Origin of the sequence: Paenarthrobacter sp. UW852 (genome assembly GCF_024608385.1) — a bacterium.
Lineage (GTDB): Bacteria > Actinomycetota > Actinomycetes > Actinomycetales > Micrococcaceae > Arthrobacter.
On the sequence record NZ_JAMSGY010000007.1, the window covers coordinates 261,559 to 281,393 of the forward strand.

The window sequence follows — 19,835 nt, forward strand, 5'->3', positions numbered from 1 at the left end:
GGTTTCACTTGTGACTGTTACAACTGCCCTTTATCGACGGTACCGGCCCGACTCTTTCGCGGACGTTATCGGGCAGGAACACGTCACAGAGCCGCTGATGACGGCGCTCCGCAAGAACCGCGTGAACCACGCCTACCTCTTCTCCGGCCCCCGCGGCTGTGGCAAGACCACGTCAGCGCGCATCCTTGCCCGCTGCCTGAACTGCGCCGAGGGCCCCACTGACACGCCCTGCGGCAAATGCCCCAGCTGCATCGAACTGGCCCGTGGCGGATCCGGGTCGCTGGACGTCATTGAGATTGACGCCGCCAGCCACGGTGGCGTGGACGACGCCCGCGACCTCCGCGAGCGGGCAACCTTCGCCCCGGTCCGTGACCGCTACAAGATCTTCATCATTGACGAGGCCCACATGGTCACGTCCGCCGGCTTCAACGCGCTCCTGAAGATCGTTGAAGAGCCGCCGGAACACATCAAGTTCATCTTCGCCACCACCGAGCCGGACAAGGTCATCGGCACCATCCGCTCCCGCACGCACCACTACCCCTTCCGATTGGTGCCCCCGGAGCCGCTCATGCACTACCTTGAGCTGCTCTGCCAGCAGGAGAACGTTCCAGTTGCTCCCGGGGTGCTTTCCCTGGTGATCCGCGCCGGTGGCGGTTCGGTCCGTGACACCCTTTCCGTGCTGGACCAGCTCATGGCCGGCGCCGGGCCGAACGGCCTGGACTACGAGCTCGCTGTTGCCCTCCTCGGCTACACCCATGCGTCCCTGCTGGACGACATCGTGGATGCCATTGCAGCTTCGGATGCCGCAGTGGTCTTCAAAGCAGTGGACCGCGTCATCCAGACGGGCCACGACCCCCGGCGTTTCGTCGAAGACCTTTTGGAACGCTTCCGCGACCTGATCATTGTTCAGGCGATGCCCGAGAGCGCCCAAGCCATCCTCCGCGGCATGCCCGCCGACCAGATCGCCCGTATGCGCAACCAGGCCACTAACCTTGGCGCAGCGGAACTTTCCCGCGCGGCGGATGTCACCAACACCGCACTGACGGAAATGACCGGCGCTACGTCGCCGCGGCTTCACCTTGAACTCCTGTGCGCTCGAATTCTCCTCCCCAGCTCGGAGCAGACCGAACGGGGTATCGCTGCGCGCATCGACCGCGTGGAACGTCGCCTGAACTACGCGGGCGACGCCGGAAAGCCGGCTGTTGCTGCTGCCCCGCCTGCCGCCGTGGCTTCGGTGGAAGCAGCACCGAACGTTCCCGCACCGGTGGTTGCTGCTCCGGAGCCCACCCGGCCGGAACCGACCCCTGTGCAGGAACCTGCAGCACCGTCGGCCTCCCAGCCATCGGCTCCTGCAACTCCTGAGCCGGCCGTCGCCGCAGTCAACCGCGACCCCATCACGGCGCCACGGGTTTCCACCAACGATTGGCCTGTGGAGGAACGGTCGACTGCCGGCCGCGCACCGCAGGCTGTCGCACCTCAACCATCGCCACAGGCGCAGCCTGCCGCCCCTGCACAGGCTGCGCCGGCTCCAGCTCAAGCCGCTCCTCCTGCACAGGCTGCGCCGGCTCCCGCCCAAGCCCCAGCGCCACAATCGGAACCGGCTCCGTCGGGGGCTGGGGACGTAGAAGCTCTTCGCCGCGCCTGGCCTGACGTTCTCCAAACGCTGACCAAGATCAAGCGCAGCACGTGGGCGCTCGTCGAGCCCAACGCCCAAGTGGCCCAGTTCGACGGCCAACTGCTCACTTTGGCGTTCACGACCGGTGGCTTGGCCGGTGCCTTCGGGCGCGCGGACCACTCCGAGAACCTTCGCCAAGCAATCCACAAGACCCTGGGCATTGATTGCCAGATCGTCGCGGTGGCCGGCGGCAACAGCTCAGCGAGCTCTGAGCCAAACCCAAAAGCACCTACTAGCCGGGACACCCCGGCGTCGGCAGGCGGTGGAGCGGCAAGTGTTGCGCCAGTGCCCGACGCAGCAGCACCAGCGGGAGCCTCTCCAGCCGCCGTCTCAGCGGTCGACTCCGCCTGGGGTCTTGCGCCGGCGGGTACTCCCGCGTCGGAGGCATCCCCGATTGCCCCGTCGCCGGAACCTGCCCACATGCCAACGAGCCCGGCTGCGCCCGCTTCGACCCCACGGGCGCTTGCTGATACCGCGGTGAAAACCGAAGCTACGGCGCAGGTTGCATCCGTGTCGCAGGTTGCCTCCGTGTCGCCAGCCGAACCCGCACCGCAGCCCTCAACGCAGGGAAAGGCTCAGGCCAGCTCCACCTCGGCCGGCGACTACTCCTACCCGGATGACGATTGGGGCCCGCCCCTCGACGAGGATGCGCCTCCGCTGGATGAGGAGCCCCCTGCGGACTGGGAGCCGCCGTCCGGATACGGCCGTCCTGGCACAGGCACAGCACCGTCCCCGGTTGCAGCAGCAACTTCGGATGGAAAACCGTCCCCGCCCAAGCCTTCACCAGCCACGGTACCCAGCACTCCGGGGGCGCCCTCCGGCACCTCCGAGGACCCGTGGTCCAGGGCAGTAGAGAAGGCGCCGGGAACATGGGTAGTAGGCACGGAGTCGAACGTGGGCAGGCAGCCGCAAGCCCCGGAAGAGACCGCTGCCGCCGCAGTGGACACCCCTGACTACGAGCCCGCCGCGGCCCAGGTTCCCGAAGCCGCAGCTGGAACGTACGGCCACCCAACCGGCCCGGACGCTCCCGCAGGGTCGAGCTGGGACGTCGCTCCGGCGTCGAGCTGGCCCGCACCCCAGGCCACGGCAACGCAGGCCACCGGCAGCGCCCCCGCGACATGGCCTTCCTTGGCCGCGCAGCCGGTTGAAGCGCACGGTTCCGTTGCCACGCTCGAGGAGGGTCCGGCGTCGGGCAGTCCCAACGGTCGTCAAAGCCTGTACCAGCGACTGACCAACAGCCCTGAGGCACAGGCTGGTCGCGTCCAAGCGCCGGCCAGGACCCAGGCAGCCCCCACGGCGACTGCGGAGGACATCCCCAGCCCTGAGGACGAAACCATCGAGGAATCGAGGGTCTTTGGGCGGGCTGCGGTGGAGCGTATTCTGGGCGGAAAGCTGATCGAAGAGCGCGCCTTGGACGGTTCTCCCCTGCACAACCGCTGATTGCAGCATTGATTTCAACCAAATGAGGACATTGTGTACGAAGGTGCAGTTCAGGAGCTGATTGACGAGCTCGGCCGGCTTCCCGGTGTGGGCCCCAAATCAGCGCAGCGCCTGGCGTTCCACATCCTGGAGGCTGATCCAGAGGACATGAAGCGTCTGGTGACGGCCATCACCACGGTTAAGGAACGGGTGAAGTTCTGCTCGGTCTGCTTCAACGTGACCGAGCAGGAGACCTGCAACATTTGCCGGGATCCACGCAGGGACCCGTCGGTCATCTGCGTGGTTGAGGAGTCCAAGGACGTCCTGGCCGTTGAGCGGACCCGGTCCTTCCGTGGCCGGTACCACGTGCTGGGTGGCGCCATCAATCCGATCGCTGGCATCGGTCCGGAGCAGTTGCGGATCCGCGAGCTCCTGACCCGATTGAATGATGGCGCCATCCAGGAGATCATTATCGCCACCGACCCCAACCTCGAGGGTGAGGCCACAGCTACCTACCTGGCGCGTATGTTGAAGTCCATTGGGGTCGCTGTGACGCGGCTGGCTTCCGGGCTTCCCGTGGGTGGCGACCTCGAGTACGCCGACGAAGTCACGCTGGGCCGGGCATTCGAAGGAAGGCGCAACGCGCTGTTGTAGCTTCGGTTCCGGGACCACCACCACGTAGGTGGCATCTGCGGCGGTGACTACTTGTCCGGCTGCGCTCCTCGCCATGTTGAAGTAGTCAACGATCTTTCCGGACACAGAATTCAAGGGGAGCCTTGGGCAGTCAGGAAATGCCCGCCCTCCGCGCCTTCAACCAACGCCCTGAAATGGTGAGCAGCGCAGCAAATGCTGCCTGTACTGCAAAGCCGGCGAAAGCCACGGGCACCGGCGGCGCGAGCCCGGCACTCGATTCTCCGTCCAGGCAAGGGACTTCGCGGGATGGGCCGTCGGCGGCGTACTGGAGCCCGGCCAACATCCATCCGACGACATGGTCAGGGTGCACAAACTGGGCTCCAATACTCCCCAGGAGCAGCGCAGGATTCGATGCCGCAAGCCATGCCACGCGTTCCGTATGCACCACCTCCACCTCGTGCAGGCTGCCAACACACTCGTATGCAGTGATCCTCCCCGCGTCGTCCCTCTCCACGTTCACGGGCACTGAGGCGCCGCCCATCTCACTGGTTCCGGCAAGCAGCAACAGAGTGAGCGCGCCATTCCCGAGGCAAAGGAACATCGTCACCACCCCAGCCAGGACGCCCGCCGGAACGGTAGAGGCAAAGCAAGCCCGCGCACCTCCGCCCATGAGGCCGAACAGTCCCACCTCCAGGACAATCACGACGGCGGCCGCCCCAGCCAGCGCTGGCGGCCCACCCGTGTTGAAACCCACGATCAGCAGGACCACACATGACAGCGCAGCGAAAACGACTCCACGGATGGTCGCTGCGAGGAAGCGGACCAGAATGCTCGACCAGGCATGCCGGAAGCCACAGATGACACCCAGTATCGCGGCGGCCAAGGCCAGGAATCCAGCCATAAAGACGTAGGTGGCACCCAAGACGTCCGAGTCGAACCCTTCGAGCGATTGCACCCAGGCAACCATTGCAGCGGCAACGCCACCTGCAAAGGCGATGGCGCAACAGCAGCCCAGCCAAAACCACCAGGAGAACAACGAATTCCGGGCATCCCGCCAAGCCAGTTTCAGGGCAGTTTTGACGACGGCCGCAGGCGGTGGTTCCGAACCACCGCTGGATGAAGTCACCCGCGGCTGATCGTCAACCAATCCACCGCCGATGACCTCGTACTCCGGCTCGTTTGCACCGGCACCCCGCTTGCCCGAACGGTCAGGAACGCCGGCCAAGGCACCACGCAATCCTCATGACGTGGATGGTACGCCTGGGCGTCACGCATCAACAGAGATGCCGGAAGAAGGTGGGACCATAGTTCATGGCCCAACTCCCCCGTTTCCCCAAGCGTCCGCAGCCCGTCACCCCGCTGAGCTGGCAGGAGTCGGTATGGGACTATCCAAGGCCTCCGGTGGTGCAGCACCGCTCGGAAAGGATTGTGGTCCGGCTCGGCGGCCGGATCATTGCGGACACCGTGGATTCGGTCAGGGTCCTCGAAACCAGCCACCCTCCCGTCTACTACCTGCCCTTCGAGGCGTTCCCTGCCGGAGTATTGATCCCGGTGGAAGGCGGAACTTTCTGCGAATTCAAGGGGATGGCGGCTTACTTCGACGTCGTGGCAAACAGTGTGGTCGCATCCCGCGGCGGGTGGACCTACCCGGAACCCACGCAGGGTTTCGAGGCTCTCAGAACACGGGTTGCCCTGTACCCGGGCCGTATGGAGTCATGCGAAATTGACGGCGAACCAGTAACGGCGCAATCTGGCGGTTTCTACGGGGGTTGGATCACTCGGCGCATTGTGGGGCCTTTCAAGGGTGAACCCGGCTCCGCAGGCTGGTGAGATCCCGAACACTGCCCCCCACGAACGCGTCAATGGAGGCCACTCGAGCTATTATGCTATTCGATGGATAAACCATTCGTTCGGGGGATTCGGTTATGGGGATTGCTTTCGATGACGGCGCGGCCGATGCTCTAATCAGTGCTGCCGATTCCGCGGATGAGGCTCTACGCTCCGAGGGCGCGTTCCTGTCGGGAGCCATTGATCGTGTCATGGAGGATTTCAAAGGGGGCTACGCCCGCTTGTTCCTCCAGGCCTGTGCCGTCAGGGCTGATGACCGTGTCCGCCTTGCCAGTGTTCTCGCCGCGTTGGTGGAGGATGTCCAGGAAGCAAAGCTGCGGGCCGCGCGGGAGAAGTCGCGGCTGAAGAACCTCGCCGACTGGCAGCAACGCGCCGACATCCGTGAACAACAATTTCAGTCTTTCCTGAGTCCGTTGAGTGACCCCATGCCCGCGGAATGGCCGTTGCCCACACCGACGGTTTCAGCAGAATTCTCCCCAAGGGAGCGGGCAAGGTTCGCCGGTGGATCAGAAGCCGGGACAAGCGCGGCGGACCCGGGAAAGCTGCGCGACTTCGCGTCCCAATCCCGAACTTCCACAAACATCCTCAATAGTGAACTCGGACGTGTGCGGAACGCCTGGGGTAGTTTCACCGCTGCTTGTTCCTGGGTGAACAGCGGCAGCGTCACCTTCGTGCCCGGTTTCGAGCAGCTGCTCAGTGAGAACACTGCTGATGCTGGGTGGGTCGAACGCATCGCCGCAGCATTTGAAGCAGCTGGCAGCGGCTCCATGGCTGACACCATCCTCAACAGCGTTCTCATTCAGTACGCTCCCCCACGGCAAGTGAGTTTGACCGACATCGGGGCCCTTAACGCCGCACAACTAAAGGCGTGGCTGGCCACCCCAGCCAACAAGGAACGGCTTCAGGGGCTGCTCGAGCAACCAGGGCTGGACCCTGTGATGATCGCCAAGTGGTGGGCCGGACTCGGCCAGACGGTCGCCACCGGGACAATCGAACCCGGCGAGGCCCAGCTTTTTCTGATCCAGACCCTTCCCGGAGTCATCGGGAACCTGAACGGTGTCACCGCCACTGCCCGGGACAAGGCCAATCGCATACGCCTCGCCACCGAGGACGAGCGCATCAAAGACGAACTCACCAAAACGCCTCAATTCCTGCCCGCAAGCCAAGGCCTGTCCGTGACCAACCCTGCTTGGACACGGCTGCAAACGCAGCAAAAGGCCCTCAATGGCATCGGTGAGGCCCTGACGAACGCCGGGGCCGCGGATGTTGCTGTTTTGCTCGGATTCGATCTTACCCACGGCTCCCCCAAGGCACAGGTCTCTGCTGGCAACCCGGACACGGCTGACAACGTCACCTACGCCGTCTCCGGTATGAACATCACCCCGCAGAGCGGTTTTAACGACTGGGCGTTCAACGCCGCGAACCTTCAGGCGCAACAAAAGTTGCTCTCTAGGGATAAGTCTTTCGCTGTGGTGGCATGGATCAACTACGAACCGCCCACGGTTCCGAGCGTGAACAGTGGCGATGCCGCCCGCGCCGGCGCCGACCGCTTCGTCACAGACCTTCAGGGCTTCAACGCCGTCAGAGAAAGCTTGGGCAACAGGACCCCGGAGACTCTGAACGTGCTGGCTCATTCCTACGGCACCACGGTGACCTCAGACGCCCTTGCCGCCGCGGAATTGAACGTCGCTTCCTTCACGATGCTCGGCTCCGCCGGCATCGAAAAGGAGATCCGAAACGCCGGTGAACTCCACGTGCGTCCCGGGCAGGTCTATGCCAGCCACGCCAGTGGCGATGGGCTGGCCCAAATGGGCCGCTTCCTGCGCCAGGATCCGCGCCTGGAATCCTTCGATGCGAAAGTGTTCTCCTCGGAATCAGCCACGATTGACGGGACCCGCTACCACGGCACCACCGAACACAACACCCTGGTACACAGAAAAGACGGCGACGGATACGGCTACCTGGACAAAGGAACCACCGCCCTGTACGAAGCTGCCCTCACAACGACCGGCCACGGAGACCGTACCCTTCCAGGCGCGCGGCCTGTCTCGCCGCCGGCCGGATTTGCTGGCCGATGAACAAGTCCGAAAGAGTGAACCTCATGTCCTATGAACCCAAGGCCCGTCTCAGGACCCGCTATGTCCTTACCGGCTTGCTAAGCATGCTCTTGGCGCTGAGCGCCTGCACCCCCACCACCACGGAGAAACCGATGACCGGCCCAAACGACCCCAGCGACCCTGCTACCGTCAAAGCCCAGGTCGAAGAACTCAAACAAGCCCTCGCGGATCTCCACGCCTTCAAAACCGAAACCCAACAAGTCATTGGGACCCAAAAATGGGTCGACGAGGGCCTCCGAAATGGCCCCTGCAGCACGTCCGGCGGGGAAGACGGCGTGAACTACATCGTCCTGAGCCAAACCCCCGACCCAGTCGACCTTGAAGCCTCAGTCAGCGCCGTCAAAACGTTCTGGGAATCCAAAGGCTTCACCACCCGCACTGAAACCAACCCCAAAGACCCAGGCCTCATCCGCCTCTACGCCGATCAGAACGGCGGACAACTCATGTCCTACTACGCAAACATCAAAGGCTCCGGCCTGGAAATGGACAGCGCCTGCATCGCAGGAGACCAAACCGCGATCTACAAAGAGCTCTATCCCGAAAACTTCGGCCTCCCGTCCAATCCCAGCCCCTCCGATACTGGCAAATAGACCTCCCAGGTAGAAGACGTTGCGGAAAGGTGAAGCTCATGCCCTTTGAACCCAAGGCCCCGGTAAGGGCAAGCCGCATACTCGCCGGACTGTTCTTTGCTGCTATTGCGCTGAGCGCCTGCACGCCCACCACCACGGAGAAACCATTGACCGGCCCAAACAACCCCAGCGACCCTGCCACCGTCAAAGCCCAGGTCGAAGAACTCAAACAAGCCCTCGCCGATGTCCACGCCTTCAAAACCGAAACCCAACACACCATCGGAACCCAAAAATGGGTCGATAAGGGCACTCGAAACATGCACTGCACCACACCAGACGGGCAAGAAGGCGTGAATTACAGCATCATGAGCCAATCAATGGAAACCCTCGACTTGGAAGCCTCGGTCAACGTCGTCAAGACATTTTGGGAATCCCAGGGCTTCACCACCCGCGTCGAATCCAACCCACGGGACCCAGGAGTCATCCGCCTCTACGCCGACGAGAACGGCGGACACCTCATATCCTTCACCGCCAACATCAAAGGCTCCGGCCTGGAAATGGACAGCTCCTGCATCGCAGGAGACCAAACCGCGATCTACAAAGAGCTCTATCCCGAAAACTTCGGTCTCCCTTCCCATCCCAGCCCCTCAACTACCGGCAAATAGAACCCCGAGGTAGAAGTCGTTACGGAAAAGCTGAAGCTCATGCCCTTTGAACCCGAGGCCCCGGTAAGGGCAAGCAGCATACTCGCCGGACTGTTCTGCGCGGCCATTGCGCTGAGCGGCTGCACGCCCACCACCAGGGATTACCCCAGTGACCCTGCAACCGTCAAAGCCCAGGTCCAAGAACTCAAACAAGCCCTCGCAGACCTCAACGCTTTCAAAACCGAAACCCAGAAAGTTATCGGGCCTCAAAAATGGGCCGACACGGACAAACCTGCCAACAGTTCCTGCAGCACACCCGACGGGCAAGACGGAGTGAATTACAGCATCCTGACCCAAACCCCCGACCCCGTCGACCTTGAAGCTTCCGTCAACGCCGTCAAAAAGTTCTGGGAATCCAAAGGCTTCACCACCCGCACCGAAACCAACCCCAAAGACCCGGGACTCATCCGCCTCTACGCCGATCAGAATGGCGGACAACTCATGTCCTACTACGCAAACATCAAAGGCTCCGGCTTGGAAATGGACACTGTCTGCATCGCCGGAGACCAAACTGCGATCTACAAAGAGCTCTATCCCGAAAACTTCGGGGCCTCTCCCACCGCCAAGTAGAACCGCAACCCGACGCCCACCGGATGCTGCTGGTCCAACAAGCCCTGGCCGCCATGTGGTCACAATTCCTGTCAGCACTGCCCGCGGCGATAAACTGGGGAAATAAGCTACGCAGGCGTGTTCCAATGCCACATTGGCAGGCCGCGTTCGAACCCTATTGATGCAGTGAGGGTGCGCGCATGACTATGCCCACTACCGAAGTGAAGATCGACGAGCTCTCCAACGAGGCTGCCATTACCAAGCAGCTGATCGTGCAGAAGTTCGGCGGCTCCTCGGTTGCCGATGCCGATGGCATCAAGCGGGTCGCACAGCGCGTCGTGGATGCGCAGAAGGCCGGCAACGAGGTTGTGGTTGTTGTCTCCGCGATGGGCGACACCACCGATGAACTCCTGGACCTCGCGAGCCAGGTCACGGACTCCGCTCCGGCCCGTGAGATGGACATGCTCCTGTCCGCCGGCGAACGTATTTCCATGGCCCTGCTTGCCATGGCCATCAACAAGTTCGGTGCTTCGGCACAGTCCTTCACAGGCTCTCAGGCCGGCATGATTACGGACGGCATCCACGGCAAGGCGCGGATTATCGACGTCGACCCCCACCGCATTCGCACTGCGCTGGACAAGGGCCACATCGCCATCGTCGCTGGTTTCCAGGGCATGAGCCGCGCTACCCATGAGATCACCACGTTGGGCCGGGGCGGCTCGGACACCACTGCCGTTGCCCTGGCGGCGGCCCTCGAAGCCGATGTTTGCGAAATCTACACGGATGTGGACGGCATCTACACTGCCGATCCCCGCGTAGTGACCAGCGCCCAGAAGATCGACCGTATTTCCAGTGAAGAAATGCTGGAGTTGGCTGCTTCCGGCGCCAAGATCCTGCACCTCCGTTGCGTGGAGTATGCACGTCGTTTCGGTGTGCCGCTGCACGTCCGTTCGTCATTCAGCCAGAACGAAGGCACGTGGGTCATCCCGGGCGCCGAAGAAAAGTTCACGATTCAAGAGGGAGTTGCCTTGGAGCAGCCAATCATCTCCGGCGTTGCGCACGACCGGTCCGAAGCCAAGGTCACCGTTGTGGGCGTTCCGGACATCCCCGGCAAGGCTGCTGCGATCTTCCAGGTGATCGCCGATGCGCACTCGAACATCGACATGATCGTCCAGAACGTCTCGACGCACGGCACAGGCCGTACGGACATCTCGTTCACGCTCCCCATAGTCGAAGGTGCGGACGCCTTGGCCGCCCTGCGTGCCGCCGAGGGCCAGATCGGCTTCGAAAGCATCGAATACAACGAGCACGTCGGCAAGCTTTCGCTGATTGGCGCGGGCATGCGTTCGCACCCCGGCGTGTCGGCCACGTTCTTCAAGGCCCTTTCCGACGCCGGCATCAACATCGATATGATTTCCACCTCGGAGATCCGCATCTCTGTCGTGACCAGCGCTGATGCGCTGGATGACGCCGTCCGCGCCATCCACAACGCTTTCGAGCTCGACGGCGACGCCGAGGCTACCGTTTACGGCGGCACCGGCCGCTAGCATCGCCACGGGCAACGCCCCAAGTAAGTAACAGATAAGGCCGTTCTGAGCTCTCAGAACGGCCTTATCTGTTACTCAGTTCGGTGAGCCGGCGCCAGGAGAACGTCAATGAGCTGCCGGAGTCCGTCAGCCATGTCGACATCCTTGTCGTAGAGCCACTGGAGCTGCAGGCCGTCAAAGGCGGCAACTGTCAGCCTGGCCAACATCACCGAGTCAACGTCGGTACGGACGTCCCCCGAATCCTGGCGCCGCTCAATGTCAGCTGCGATATCCCGCACTACCGCCTCATAGCGCTCCTTGAAGTAGGCATGGGAATCGTGCCCGGGATCATTGGCCGTGGCTGAGGCAACTGCGTAGAGCGTCGTCAGGCCCGGCTCCCGCCGGTTGCGCTCTGCAATGGTGGCCATGAGGCCCAAACCAACGTCTTCCTGTCCGCTGCCGGCCAGGGACCGGCGGTCTCGTTCGGCCAGGACGGCCGTTAGGAGCTCCTGCTTCCCCTTGAAGTAGTGGAACAGGGTGGCTTCCTTCACTCCCACCAGCTCCGCCACGCGCTTGAGGGCCGTACCTTCAAAGCCTTCCGTGGCGAAGACGTCTGTTGCTGTCTGGATGATCTGTTCGCGGCGTTCCGCTCCCTTGGCGTACTGGCCGCGGGCCCTCGAATTAGGCATTGCGTCAGTCTATTTCACCGTCATTTCCATGAAAACCTAGTCACACTAGATTTTTATCGCTACAGTCTTTGCAGAGACCCAACGGTGGGTCGCACGTTCACAGGAGGCAATGTGGCCCTCGATGTCACCCAGCAGGCTCCGGCCGCCAGCACCAACCCTGCCCCGGAAGCGCCCCGGGCAAACGAAGCGCCCCCAGCAGCTTCGCGCGCCTACGTCATCGGCATGCCGATTGCGAGCGCCGGCCTCTGGATGGCTGTTCTCGCCCCCGCCCTGGTGGTCCTCGCCATCAAGGTTTCAGAAATCACCACGCCGGACACCAGGGCCGGCGCCCTCAGCCTGGTGGCAGGAGTCGGAGCGGCAGTCGCCCTCCTGGCGAACCCGTTCTTCGGGCGCCTCAGCGATCGGACAACTTCCCGCTTCGGCATGCGAAAACCCTGGATCGTCGGCGGTTCCCTTGTTGGCCTGGCAGCACTGTTCCTGCTGGGTTCGGCAGCAGAAGTGGGCACCGTCCTGGCTGCCTGGGTTGTAGCACAGCTGGGCTTTAACGCCGCGCTGGCAGCCCTTGTAGCCACACTTCCCGACCAGGCCGGCCCCGCCGAGCGCGGGCGCCTCTCCGGGCTCATCGGCATGACACTTCCCATCGGCCTCGTGGCCGCAGCCTTCTTTGCCCAGATGTTCGACAACGCCCTGCAGATGGCCGTCGTCCCGGGAATCGTGGGCACGGCCGTGGCAATAGCTTTCGCTTTCACGTTCAAGGACCGGGTCCTCACTGAGAAGCCGGCTCCGTTGAACTTCAAGGAGATCCTCGGCTCCTTCTACTTCAACCCCAAAACGTACCCCGGACTGGGCTGGGCCTGGCTGACCAAGTTCATGGTCTACGTCGGTTACTGCGCAGGCTTGCTCTACCTTCCGTACTTCTTCACAGACCACCTCCACATCGCGGAAAGCCAAGTCACCAGCCTGGTGTTCCAAGCAACGCTGGTGAGCTCAGCAGGCACGGTCATCACCAGCCTCGCCGGCGGCTGGATCAGTGACCGCATCGGCAAGCGCAAGGCCATGGTGATCATGTCCGCGCTGATCATGATGGGTGGCCTCATTGTTATCGCCACCAGCACCGGAGCCGGCCAGGTATTGGTTGGGCAGGGCGTTCTCGGCCTGGGCCTGGGCGTCTTCAGTGCCGTTGATGTAGCCCTCATCACGGACCTCCTGCCCAAAAACCAATCCGAGAACGCCAAGACCTTCGGTGTCTTCAACATCGCCCAAGCCCTCCCACAGTCCTTGGTCCCCGCCGTCGCATTTCCTGTCATTGCGCTGGGTGGCTATCCCGCCCTGTTCCTGGGTGGTGCCGTGGTTGGCATCATCGGAGCACTTCTCGTCACCCGCATCAAAGGAGTCAAGTAAATGAACCCCATCCTGTCGGCAGCTGTCACCGCCCCCGCAGCCGGAAGCCCGGACGCGGAAGCGAAGATCCGGGAAATCGCCCGGAGCCTGTCCCTGGAGCAGCAGGTAAAACTGCTTACAGGCGCGGATGTGTGGTCCACACACACCATCCCGGAGATCGGCCTGTCACGGGTCGTGATGTCCGACGGCCCTGCCGGCGTCCGCGGCGAGGACTTCGATGAGCGCCACGACTCCGTCTCCCTCCCGTCGTCGTCCGCTTTGTCCGCCACTTGGAGCGTCGAAACTGCCCGCCGCTACGGGCAGGTCCTGGGCCAGGAGGCCCGACGCAAGGGTGTGCACGCCGTACTGGGCCCCACCATCAACCTGCACCGCTCCCCGCTGGGCGGCCGCCACTTCGAGTGCATGAGCGAGGACCCCCGGCTCACCGCCACCATGGCCGCAGGATACGTGACCGGCGTGCAGTCCATGGGTGTTGGTGCGACGCCCAAGCACTACCTGGCCAACGAGGCCGAAACCGACCGCTTCACTGCGGACTCCGTGGTGGACGAACGCCCGCTCCGCGAGCTCTACCTGGCAGCCTTCGAGGACGCCATCACTGAGGCCCGCGCCTGGCTGGTCATGAGCTCCTACAACTCCATCAACGGAACCACTGCCAGCGAAAACAAACTGCTGGAAACACCGCTGTCCACCGAGTGGGGCTTCGACGGCGTCGTGGTCTCCGACTGGACGGGCGTGCGCTCCGTGGACGCCGCCAACGCCCACCAGGACCTGGAAATGCCAGGGCCGGTAGGCCACTGGGGACCCAAGCTTCTGGCCGCCGTCAATGACGGACACGTTAGCCGGGACGCCATTGTGGAGAAGGTCACCCGCATCCTTCGCCTGGCGGCGCGCGTTGGCTCACTGGAAGGGTTCGCGCCCGCAGTCACCGAGCTGCCCGCGCAACTTGACGGTGCCGCCGTCGCCCGTGAAGTCGCTGTCCGCGGCGCGGTACTGGTCCGCAACAAGGGCCTGCTGCCCCTGGACGCCGCATTGCTCAGCAGCGTGGCCGTGATTGGCCACAACGCCGATGAAGCCCGCACCCAAGGCGGCGGCAGCGCCACCGTCATGCCCAAGTACACCGTTTCGCCGCTGGAGGGGCTCCGCAGGGCACTGCCCGACGGCGTGAAGGTCACCTACGCGCGCGGCGCCAAGGTAGCCGAGGGCATCCAGGCATTCCCCCGCACGTCCCTGCACAACCCCGTGTCAGACGTGCCCGGCATCCGGGTGAGTTTCCTCGCGGCGGACGGCACGGAAATTTCCGGGGAAGACCGCCTTGCCTCGCACCTGATCTGGTTCGGCATCGGAATTCCCGACGGCGCGGCCTCCATTCGCATGGAAGCTGACTGGACGGCCGAAACGGCGGGCATCCACCACTTGGGCGTCGGGACCGTGGGCCGGATCCGCTTTGTCCTGGATGGAACGGAGGTCTTCAACGGTGAACTCGAGGACGAGACCGAGGTCCTTGGCGCGGCACTGTTCGATCCCCCCAAAACCGTGCACGCCATCGAAACCACGCACGGCCAGAGGGTGCGGATTGAGGCCGAATACCAGTTACCGGATGAGCAGGTCATTCCGTTCACGGCAGTCCTGCTGGGTGAAGAAACCGTGGTCGCGGACCCCCAGGCCGAGATCGACGCGGCTGTGGCGGCAGCCCGGGCTTCCGACGTGGCCGTGGTGGTGGTGGGCACCAACGCGGCCATCGAATCGGAGGGGTTCGACCGGAAGGACCTTGACCTCCCCGGCTACCAGAACCAATTGGTTGAGGCTGTCGCGGCAGCCAATCCGCGGACGGTCGTGGTGGTGAATTCCGGCTCGCCGGTACTGATGCCTTGGCTCGACGCCGTGGACGCGGTCCTGCTGGGCTGGTTCGGCGGCCAGGAGTTCGGCAACGCCATCGCTGACGTTCTCCTGGGCCTCGAAGAGCCGGGCGGACGCTTGCCCACCACGTGGCCGGCGGCACTGGAGGACGTCCCTGTACTCAGCACCACTCCCGTGGACGGCAAGGTTACCTACGCCGAAGGGATCCATGTCGGTTACAGGGCGTGGTTGAAGCAGGAAGCCGAGGGCGGAGCGGCTCCTGCCCTGCCGTTCGGTTATGGATTGGGCTACACCACTTTCGAGCTCGGCACCGCCCACGCCCCGCAGGCAGTACAGGCTGGCAACGATGTGGTGGTTCACGTGCCGGTCAAGAACACCGGTACCCGCACCGGGCGGGAAGTGGTGCAGGTTTACCTGGACCGCGCCGATTCCGCCGTCGAACGTCCCGTCCGCTGGCTGGCCGGCTACGCCGGAACGCATCTCGCCGCGAACGGAACCGAGAGCGTGGAAATACGCATACCCGCCAGGGCGTTTGCACATTACGACGGCGGATGGCAGTTTGAGCGGGGTATGTTCCGTATCCTGGTTGGTCGCCACGCCATGGACGACTTCCAGTCGATGGAGATCGAACTCCGGTAATGCGGTGTTGAAAAGCGCTGGGTGACGGCTTTTTTGGGCCGTCAGCCACGTGGTTTTCGCCACAAGCTGTAGAACTGGGGTATGGTATGGAATTTTCGTGGCATGCTGTACGTTGCATACCCGGTAACCCCCTAACACGAAGAGGCATTAAAAAGTGGCAGCCGATTACGACGAACTCCGTACCGATGTAAAAGAGAACCAGGAGCAGTCCCTCCAGGCTCTCCAATCCGCCAGCGCTCCCACGGCCAAGAGTGTCGTGCTTGAACTGGACGAAACCGATGGCCTCGACGCCAACGGCCCCGGCGGCGAAATCGTCGCCGAAGAGCTGGTTATCCAGGTCATCCCGCAGGCCAGCGATGAGTTCACGTGTAACTCTTGTTTCCTGGTCCGCCACCGTTCGCAGATTGCCCGCGAAAAGGATGGCGTCGCCTACTGCACTGACTGCGAAGGCTAAGACGACCCACCACCCCGGCGGATTGAACGTCGTCAGGGAGTGCCGCCGTCGGGATTAAATTGCGGAAGGACCGGAGCGATTGCTCCGGTCCTTCCGCACTTAAGGCCTCGCTACTGTGGCATTCCTGCCCTGCCGACGGTCTTCTGGCGCCGATGGTTGCTTAGCCGGAGCTGAAGGATCCGGGCTCCGCCCGCCAAGGCCACGAGGACACCTCCACCGACCGCCGCGATGAACAATGTGGTGCCCAGCGCCAGGGTCCCTTCAAGTCCAAAGAACCGGACGGTGATCATGTCCTGGTTTTGGACAAAGAAGACGATCAACATCACAAGGACCACCAGTCCAACTGCCACCGCCACCCACAAGGCAGCCGTACGCGTCGGACGGCTCCGCCCTGACGCAGGAGGTTGAACCACGCGCTGCGCTGAGGGCGTGGTGACCCGTTCCCCCGGCTTGGGGCCGGCAGGAGTTCTTGCTGCATCATCCTGGAAACTCATGGTGGACCCCTACCCGTCGGCTGATGTCGTTCATAAGCATCATAAGCATGCTTATTGATAAGTGGACAAGGGCATGCCTGGAATGGGGCGAGCCAGCGCCTACTTCATTGAGTAGTCGGTGCTGGTTGGACCTGGATCGTTATTGCGGACAGCGTAGTGATGCCCCTCGGAATCGGTCTCGACGTCGAAGTTCTTCAGGTCTTCCTCCGAAGCCGCCTCGAAGTCATCATGCTTGTGCACAATAGGGCTGCCCGTGTCGCCGCGCGTCGCCGGACCAAAGACGTATTGCAGCCGCTCCGTGACGTGTTGGAAACCTTCCAATCTGCGTCCCATCATCTCCACCCCCTTTCCACAGGAGAGAGAAGCGCGGCAGGGCTGATGCGGTGCCGTTCAGTGAGCCAATTTTACGCCCGGATCACCCCATGCGAGAGGGCTTAGCGCAGGGACTTGTCGTCCGGGTTGCGGGGCACCACATAGGTGCTGCCATCGGGGCGGCGGAGGGTTTCCCACTGCTGGGTCTCGGCCTGGCGTTGGGCGAGCAGCTGCCGGTTGGCCTCGGTCATCTCGTGGTCAAGGGAACTGCTCTGCGCCGGTCCGAAAATGATCCGGAACTTCCCGGTGGCGCGCATGAACTTCCGGGTCAGGGATTCCTTTGCCACGCTTGATCGACTCCTCTTTTAGACGGTTCAACACCTTCATAGTACGCTAATCATTAGTGCACTAACTAATTAGCAGGGTGTCGGGAAGGAAAGACATGACCAGCGTCAGCGAGACCACCGAGGAAACCGATGACCTCCTTCTGGAGCGTCAGCTGTGCTTCGCACTGACTGTGGCTTCCCGGAGCGTCGTCGGCGTCTATAAGCCTGTCCTGGAGAAGCTGGGACTCACCCATCCCCAGTACTTGGTGATGCTGGCCCTCTGGGAACGAAGCCCCCGGACACTCAAGGACATCAGCGACAGCCTCCTCCACGAGCCCGCCACCCTCTCGCCACTGCTGAAGAGGCTCGAAGACGCCGAGCTCATCACCCGCGAGCGCGTGGCGGGGAACGAACGTGCCTTGGCCATCAATCTGACGCCGAAGGGCGCCGCCCTGCGTGAACAGGCGACGGCGGTCCCGGGGCAGATCCGCGAGCGCCTGCAACTGAGCCGTGAAGAGGTGGCGGAGCTCCATCAGGCCATGATCGGGTTGATAGCCACTACCCAACGCAACCCCTAGCCAAGGACGGGCAGCGGTGCTCTGCTTGGGAGTGAACACCGGCGTAAAACACCACAAGTGCCACGTAAAATGGACGCAAACCCAGGAGATCCCATGCGCATGCGATTTATTCGCCCCCTACTGGCGGTACCGGCACTGACCGTGTTGACCGTTGCCGGCCTTGCGGCATGCTCGGGCACCCCCACGCCGGGTTCCTCGGGAAGCGCAACCCAGGCACCGTCGTCGTCCGCTCCTGCAAGCGGCGCTCCGACAAGCAGCGGCAACGGCAGCGCCGAACTGTCCATCACCCTCATGGAAACCCCGGAAGCCGCACCCAAGACCTTCACACTTGTTTGCGCCGATGGAAAGCCCGCAGCCGAAAGCAAGCACCCCTCCCCCGCTGAAGCCTGCGCCACGCTCAAGAACAACCCCGCCATCCTGAGCCCCGCCCCACCCCGGACCGACATGGCCTGCACCATGCAGTATGGCGGTCCGGCAACAGCCAAGGTGACCGGCTCCGTGGATGGCAAGGAAGTGACGGCCGCCTTCAGCCGCACGGACGGTTGCCAGATCGCCATGTGGGACGCCGCCAAGAGTATTCTCGGTTCAGATGGCGGCGTCTAGCCTGCGGCACCTCCCCCAGGAGCAATGGCTCGGGCTGGAGGCAGCCCATCATGCCCGGGTGGCGCGTTACGCCGACCCGTACCTGGCCCGGCGTTCGGCGGGCAAGAAGCACCCCGTGGAAGATTTCCTTTTCACGTATTACACCCAAAAACCCGGACAGTTGCAGCGCTGGCATCCCGGCCAGGCAGTGCTGCTCAGTGGCGATCGTGCCCTTGAACGCGCCAACTGGAAGTTCTACCGGCCAGCCCACGACGACGAACTCGCCGCAGCGGGCCTGCCCGCAGGAACCCCTGCGGTCGCCTTTGACCGCGGCAGTTTCCTGGCCGACCGCGCAGAGGCAGTCCGGTTCGCGGGAATCATCCTTGCCGGAACCGCAAAGCGCCCGGCACAATTCGGATGTTTTGGGCTGCACGAGTGGGCCATGGTCTACAGGCAGGAGAAGTTCGAGCTGCGGCATGAATACCTGAAACTGAGGTTGGGTGGCCAGGGCACGGACACCGTGGTGGAAGAGAACCGGATCCGTTGCTCCCACTTCGATGCCTTCCGTTTCTACACTCCGGACGCCCTGCCCTTGAATGAGCTCACACCCACGCGCGAGAACCAGCGGAGCATGGAACAGCCGGGCTGCCTGCACGCCAACATGGACCTTTACAAGTGGGCTTACAAGCTGACGCCCGCGCTGCCGAGTGAGCTGGTGATGGACTGCTTCGAGTTGTCGTGGCGGATCCGGGCCATGGACATGCAGGCCTCACCGTACGATCTCGAAGAATGGGGCTACCCACCCATCAGGATTGAGACACCGCAGGGCAAGGCCGAGTACGTTGAATACCAGCGGGCTTTCGCGGCCGAATCCCAGGAGCTGCGGACCCGCGTGCTCCAGGCAGTAGGACCGCTCTTGGACGAGCTGAGCGGGCTCGCTGCCTGAGCACCCGACGCCACAAGCGAAAGGTCACCATGGTTTCCGATAACACCGTTGACACAGCCAAGAGCGAGTACGACGTCGAGCTGACAGTGACGTTGACAGAGGCACCGGGCGCTGAGGAAAGGACGTTCCACCTCCGGTCCGCGGGCGGCGTCCTCTCATCCGATCCGACGTCAATGGATTCGAACCTCCCGGACGCGCCTGCGGCGCTTGCCGCCGTCGAGCAGTTCGGGGAGGAAATCTTCTTCCCCGAACCACGCCCGGACAGGATCTGCACCCAGCAATACGGTGGCCCGCAGGTTGCCGTTGTTAAAGGCTGGTTCCGCGGACGGAAAGTCCATAGCCACTTCAGCAGGACCGACGGCTGCGAGATCGCGCGCTGGAAAGCGGTGGCGGCGCTGCTGGGCAACACAGGAGGCTCAAGCGGCGCGGTATAGCTTGGGCAGCCCAACGGGCCCAGCCAGTCCTTTGAGTAAATCGCCGGACTGGCTGGGACCTGGCAGCGGCGTTTGCCGCCTCA

Annotated in this window: 20 protein-coding genes; 15 read left to right on the top strand and 5 right to left on the bottom strand. The window is 63.2% G+C overall.

Going from position 1 to position 19,835, the window contains the following annotated elements; genetic code table 11:
* Positions 1-10 precede the first annotated feature (10 nt).
* Together NEK97_RS14260 and recR are read left to right on the top strand one after the other, a co-directional pair.
* Entirely contained in the window at positions 11-3,115 is a 3,105-nt protein-coding gene (locus tag NEK97_RS14260) for a DNA polymerase III subunit gamma and tau (RefSeq protein ID WP_257370509.1), read from the top strand.
* Positions 3,116-3,148: 33 nt separating this feature from the next.
* Entirely contained in the window at positions 3,149-3,748 is a 600-nt protein-coding gene (gene recR, locus NEK97_RS14265; RefSeq protein ID WP_144661436.1) for a recombination mediator RecR, read from the top strand.
* 130 nt (positions 3,749-3,878) lie between these two features.
* Here recR and NEK97_RS14270 read toward each other — a convergent pair whose 3' ends face one another.
* Positions 3,879-4,952, bottom strand: coding sequence for a hypothetical protein (locus tag NEK97_RS14270; protein ID WP_257370510.1), 1,074 nt, complete (start codon positions 4,950-4,952; stop codon positions 3,879-3,881).
* Between the two features lie 86 nt (positions 4,953-5,038).
* On the opposite strand from NEK97_RS14270, the gene NEK97_RS14275 reads away from it, so the two are divergent.
* The 6 genes from NEK97_RS14275 to NEK97_RS14300 all read left to right on the top strand — a co-directional run bounded on the left by NEK97_RS14275 (position 5,039) and on the right by NEK97_RS14300 (position 11,061).
* A complete protein-coding gene (locus NEK97_RS14275; RefSeq protein WP_235519764.1) occupies positions 5,039-5,557 on the top strand; it encodes a DUF427 domain-containing protein in 519 nt (172 codons plus the stop codon).
* Between the two features lie 95 nt (positions 5,558-5,652).
* On the top strand, positions 5,653-7,653 hold the full coding sequence (locus NEK97_RS14280; protein WP_235519763.1) for an alpha/beta hydrolase: 2,001 nt from the start codon (positions 5,653-5,655) through the stop codon (positions 7,651-7,653).
* Between the two features lie 23 nt (positions 7,654-7,676).
* Entirely contained in the window at positions 7,677-8,282 is a 606-nt protein-coding gene (locus tag NEK97_RS14285; protein WP_235519762.1) for a hypothetical protein, read from the top strand.
* Positions 8,283-8,320: 38 nt separating this feature from the next.
* Positions 8,321-8,926, top strand: coding sequence for a hypothetical protein (locus tag NEK97_RS14290; RefSeq protein ID WP_257370511.1), 606 nt, complete (start codon positions 8,321-8,323; stop codon positions 8,924-8,926).
* A gap of 39 nt (positions 8,927-8,965) precedes the next feature.
* Positions 8,966-9,535: a hypothetical protein gene (locus NEK97_RS14295; RefSeq protein WP_257370512.1), complete on the top strand. Its 570-nt coding sequence runs from the start codon at positions 8,966-8,968 to the stop codon at positions 9,533-9,535.
* Between the two features lie 179 nt (positions 9,536-9,714).
* Positions 9,715-11,061: an aspartate kinase gene (locus tag NEK97_RS14300; RefSeq protein ID WP_235519758.1), complete on the top strand. Its 1,347-nt coding sequence runs from the start codon at positions 9,715-9,717 to the stop codon at positions 11,059-11,061.
* 71 nt (positions 11,062-11,132) lie between these two features.
* Here NEK97_RS14300 and NEK97_RS14305 read toward each other — a convergent pair whose 3' ends face one another.
* Complete coding sequence (locus NEK97_RS14305; protein WP_235519757.1) at positions 11,133-11,729, bottom strand: TetR/AcrR family transcriptional regulator; 597 nt, start codon at positions 11,727-11,729, stop codon at positions 11,133-11,135.
* A gap of 111 nt (positions 11,730-11,840) precedes the next feature.
* Between NEK97_RS14305 and NEK97_RS14310 the strand changes: the two genes are divergently transcribed.
* From NEK97_RS14310 to NEK97_RS14320, 3 genes are all read left to right on the top strand, one after another.
* A complete protein-coding gene (locus NEK97_RS14310; RefSeq protein WP_257370513.1) occupies positions 11,841-13,130 on the top strand; it encodes an MFS transporter in 1,290 nt (429 codons plus the stop codon).
* Entirely contained in the window at positions 13,131-15,626 is a 2,496-nt protein-coding gene (locus NEK97_RS14315) for a beta-glucosidase (protein ID WP_257370514.1), read from the top strand.
* A gap of 154 nt (positions 15,627-15,780) precedes the next feature.
* Positions 15,781-16,080, top strand: coding sequence for a DUF4193 domain-containing protein (locus NEK97_RS14320; protein WP_211713967.1), 300 nt, complete (start codon positions 15,781-15,783; stop codon positions 16,078-16,080).
* Between the two features lie 110 nt (positions 16,081-16,190).
* Here NEK97_RS14320 and NEK97_RS14325 read toward each other — a convergent pair whose 3' ends face one another.
* The 3 genes from NEK97_RS14325 to NEK97_RS14335 all read right to left on the bottom strand — a co-directional run bounded on the left by NEK97_RS14325 (position 16,191) and on the right by NEK97_RS14335 (position 17,233).
* Positions 16,191-16,574, bottom strand: coding sequence for a lipopolysaccharide assembly LapA domain-containing protein (locus NEK97_RS14325; protein ID WP_257370515.1), 384 nt, complete (start codon positions 16,572-16,574; stop codon positions 16,191-16,193).
* Positions 16,575-16,673: 99 nt separating this feature from the next.
* Positions 16,674-16,907, bottom strand: coding sequence for a hypothetical protein (locus tag NEK97_RS14330; RefSeq protein ID WP_257370540.1), 234 nt, complete (start codon positions 16,905-16,907; stop codon positions 16,674-16,676).
* Positions 16,908-17,008: 101 nt separating this feature from the next.
* Positions 17,009-17,233: a hypothetical protein gene (locus tag NEK97_RS14335; protein WP_235521238.1), complete on the bottom strand. Its 225-nt coding sequence runs from the start codon at positions 17,231-17,233 to the stop codon at positions 17,009-17,011.
* Positions 17,234-17,328: 95 nt separating this feature from the next.
* On the opposite strand from NEK97_RS14335, the gene NEK97_RS14340 reads away from it, so the two are divergent.
* The 4 genes from NEK97_RS14340 to NEK97_RS14355 all read left to right on the top strand — a co-directional run bounded on the left by NEK97_RS14340 (position 17,329) and on the right by NEK97_RS14355 (position 19,752).
* A complete protein-coding gene (locus tag NEK97_RS14340) occupies positions 17,329-17,790 on the top strand; it encodes a MarR family winged helix-turn-helix transcriptional regulator (protein ID WP_257370516.1) in 462 nt (153 codons plus the stop codon).
* A gap of 93 nt (positions 17,791-17,883) precedes the next feature.
* On the top strand, positions 17,884-18,393 hold the full coding sequence (locus NEK97_RS14345) for a subtilase-type protease inhibitor (protein WP_257370517.1): 510 nt from the start codon (positions 17,884-17,886) through the stop codon (positions 18,391-18,393).
* The gene (locus NEK97_RS14350) at positions 18,380-19,318 is read left to right on the top strand and encodes a 3-methyladenine DNA glycosylase (RefSeq protein ID WP_257370518.1); all 939 of its coding nucleotides are present in this window, start codon (positions 18,380-18,382) and stop codon (positions 19,316-19,318) included. Before NEK97_RS14345 ends, NEK97_RS14350 begins: the two co-directional genes overlap by 14 nt.
* Positions 19,319-19,347: 29 nt before the next feature.
* The gene (locus NEK97_RS14355; RefSeq protein ID WP_257370519.1) at positions 19,348-19,752 is read left to right on the top strand and encodes a serine protease inhibitor; all 405 of its coding nucleotides are present in this window, start codon (positions 19,348-19,350) and stop codon (positions 19,750-19,752) included.
* Positions 19,753-19,835 lie beyond the last annotated feature (83 nt).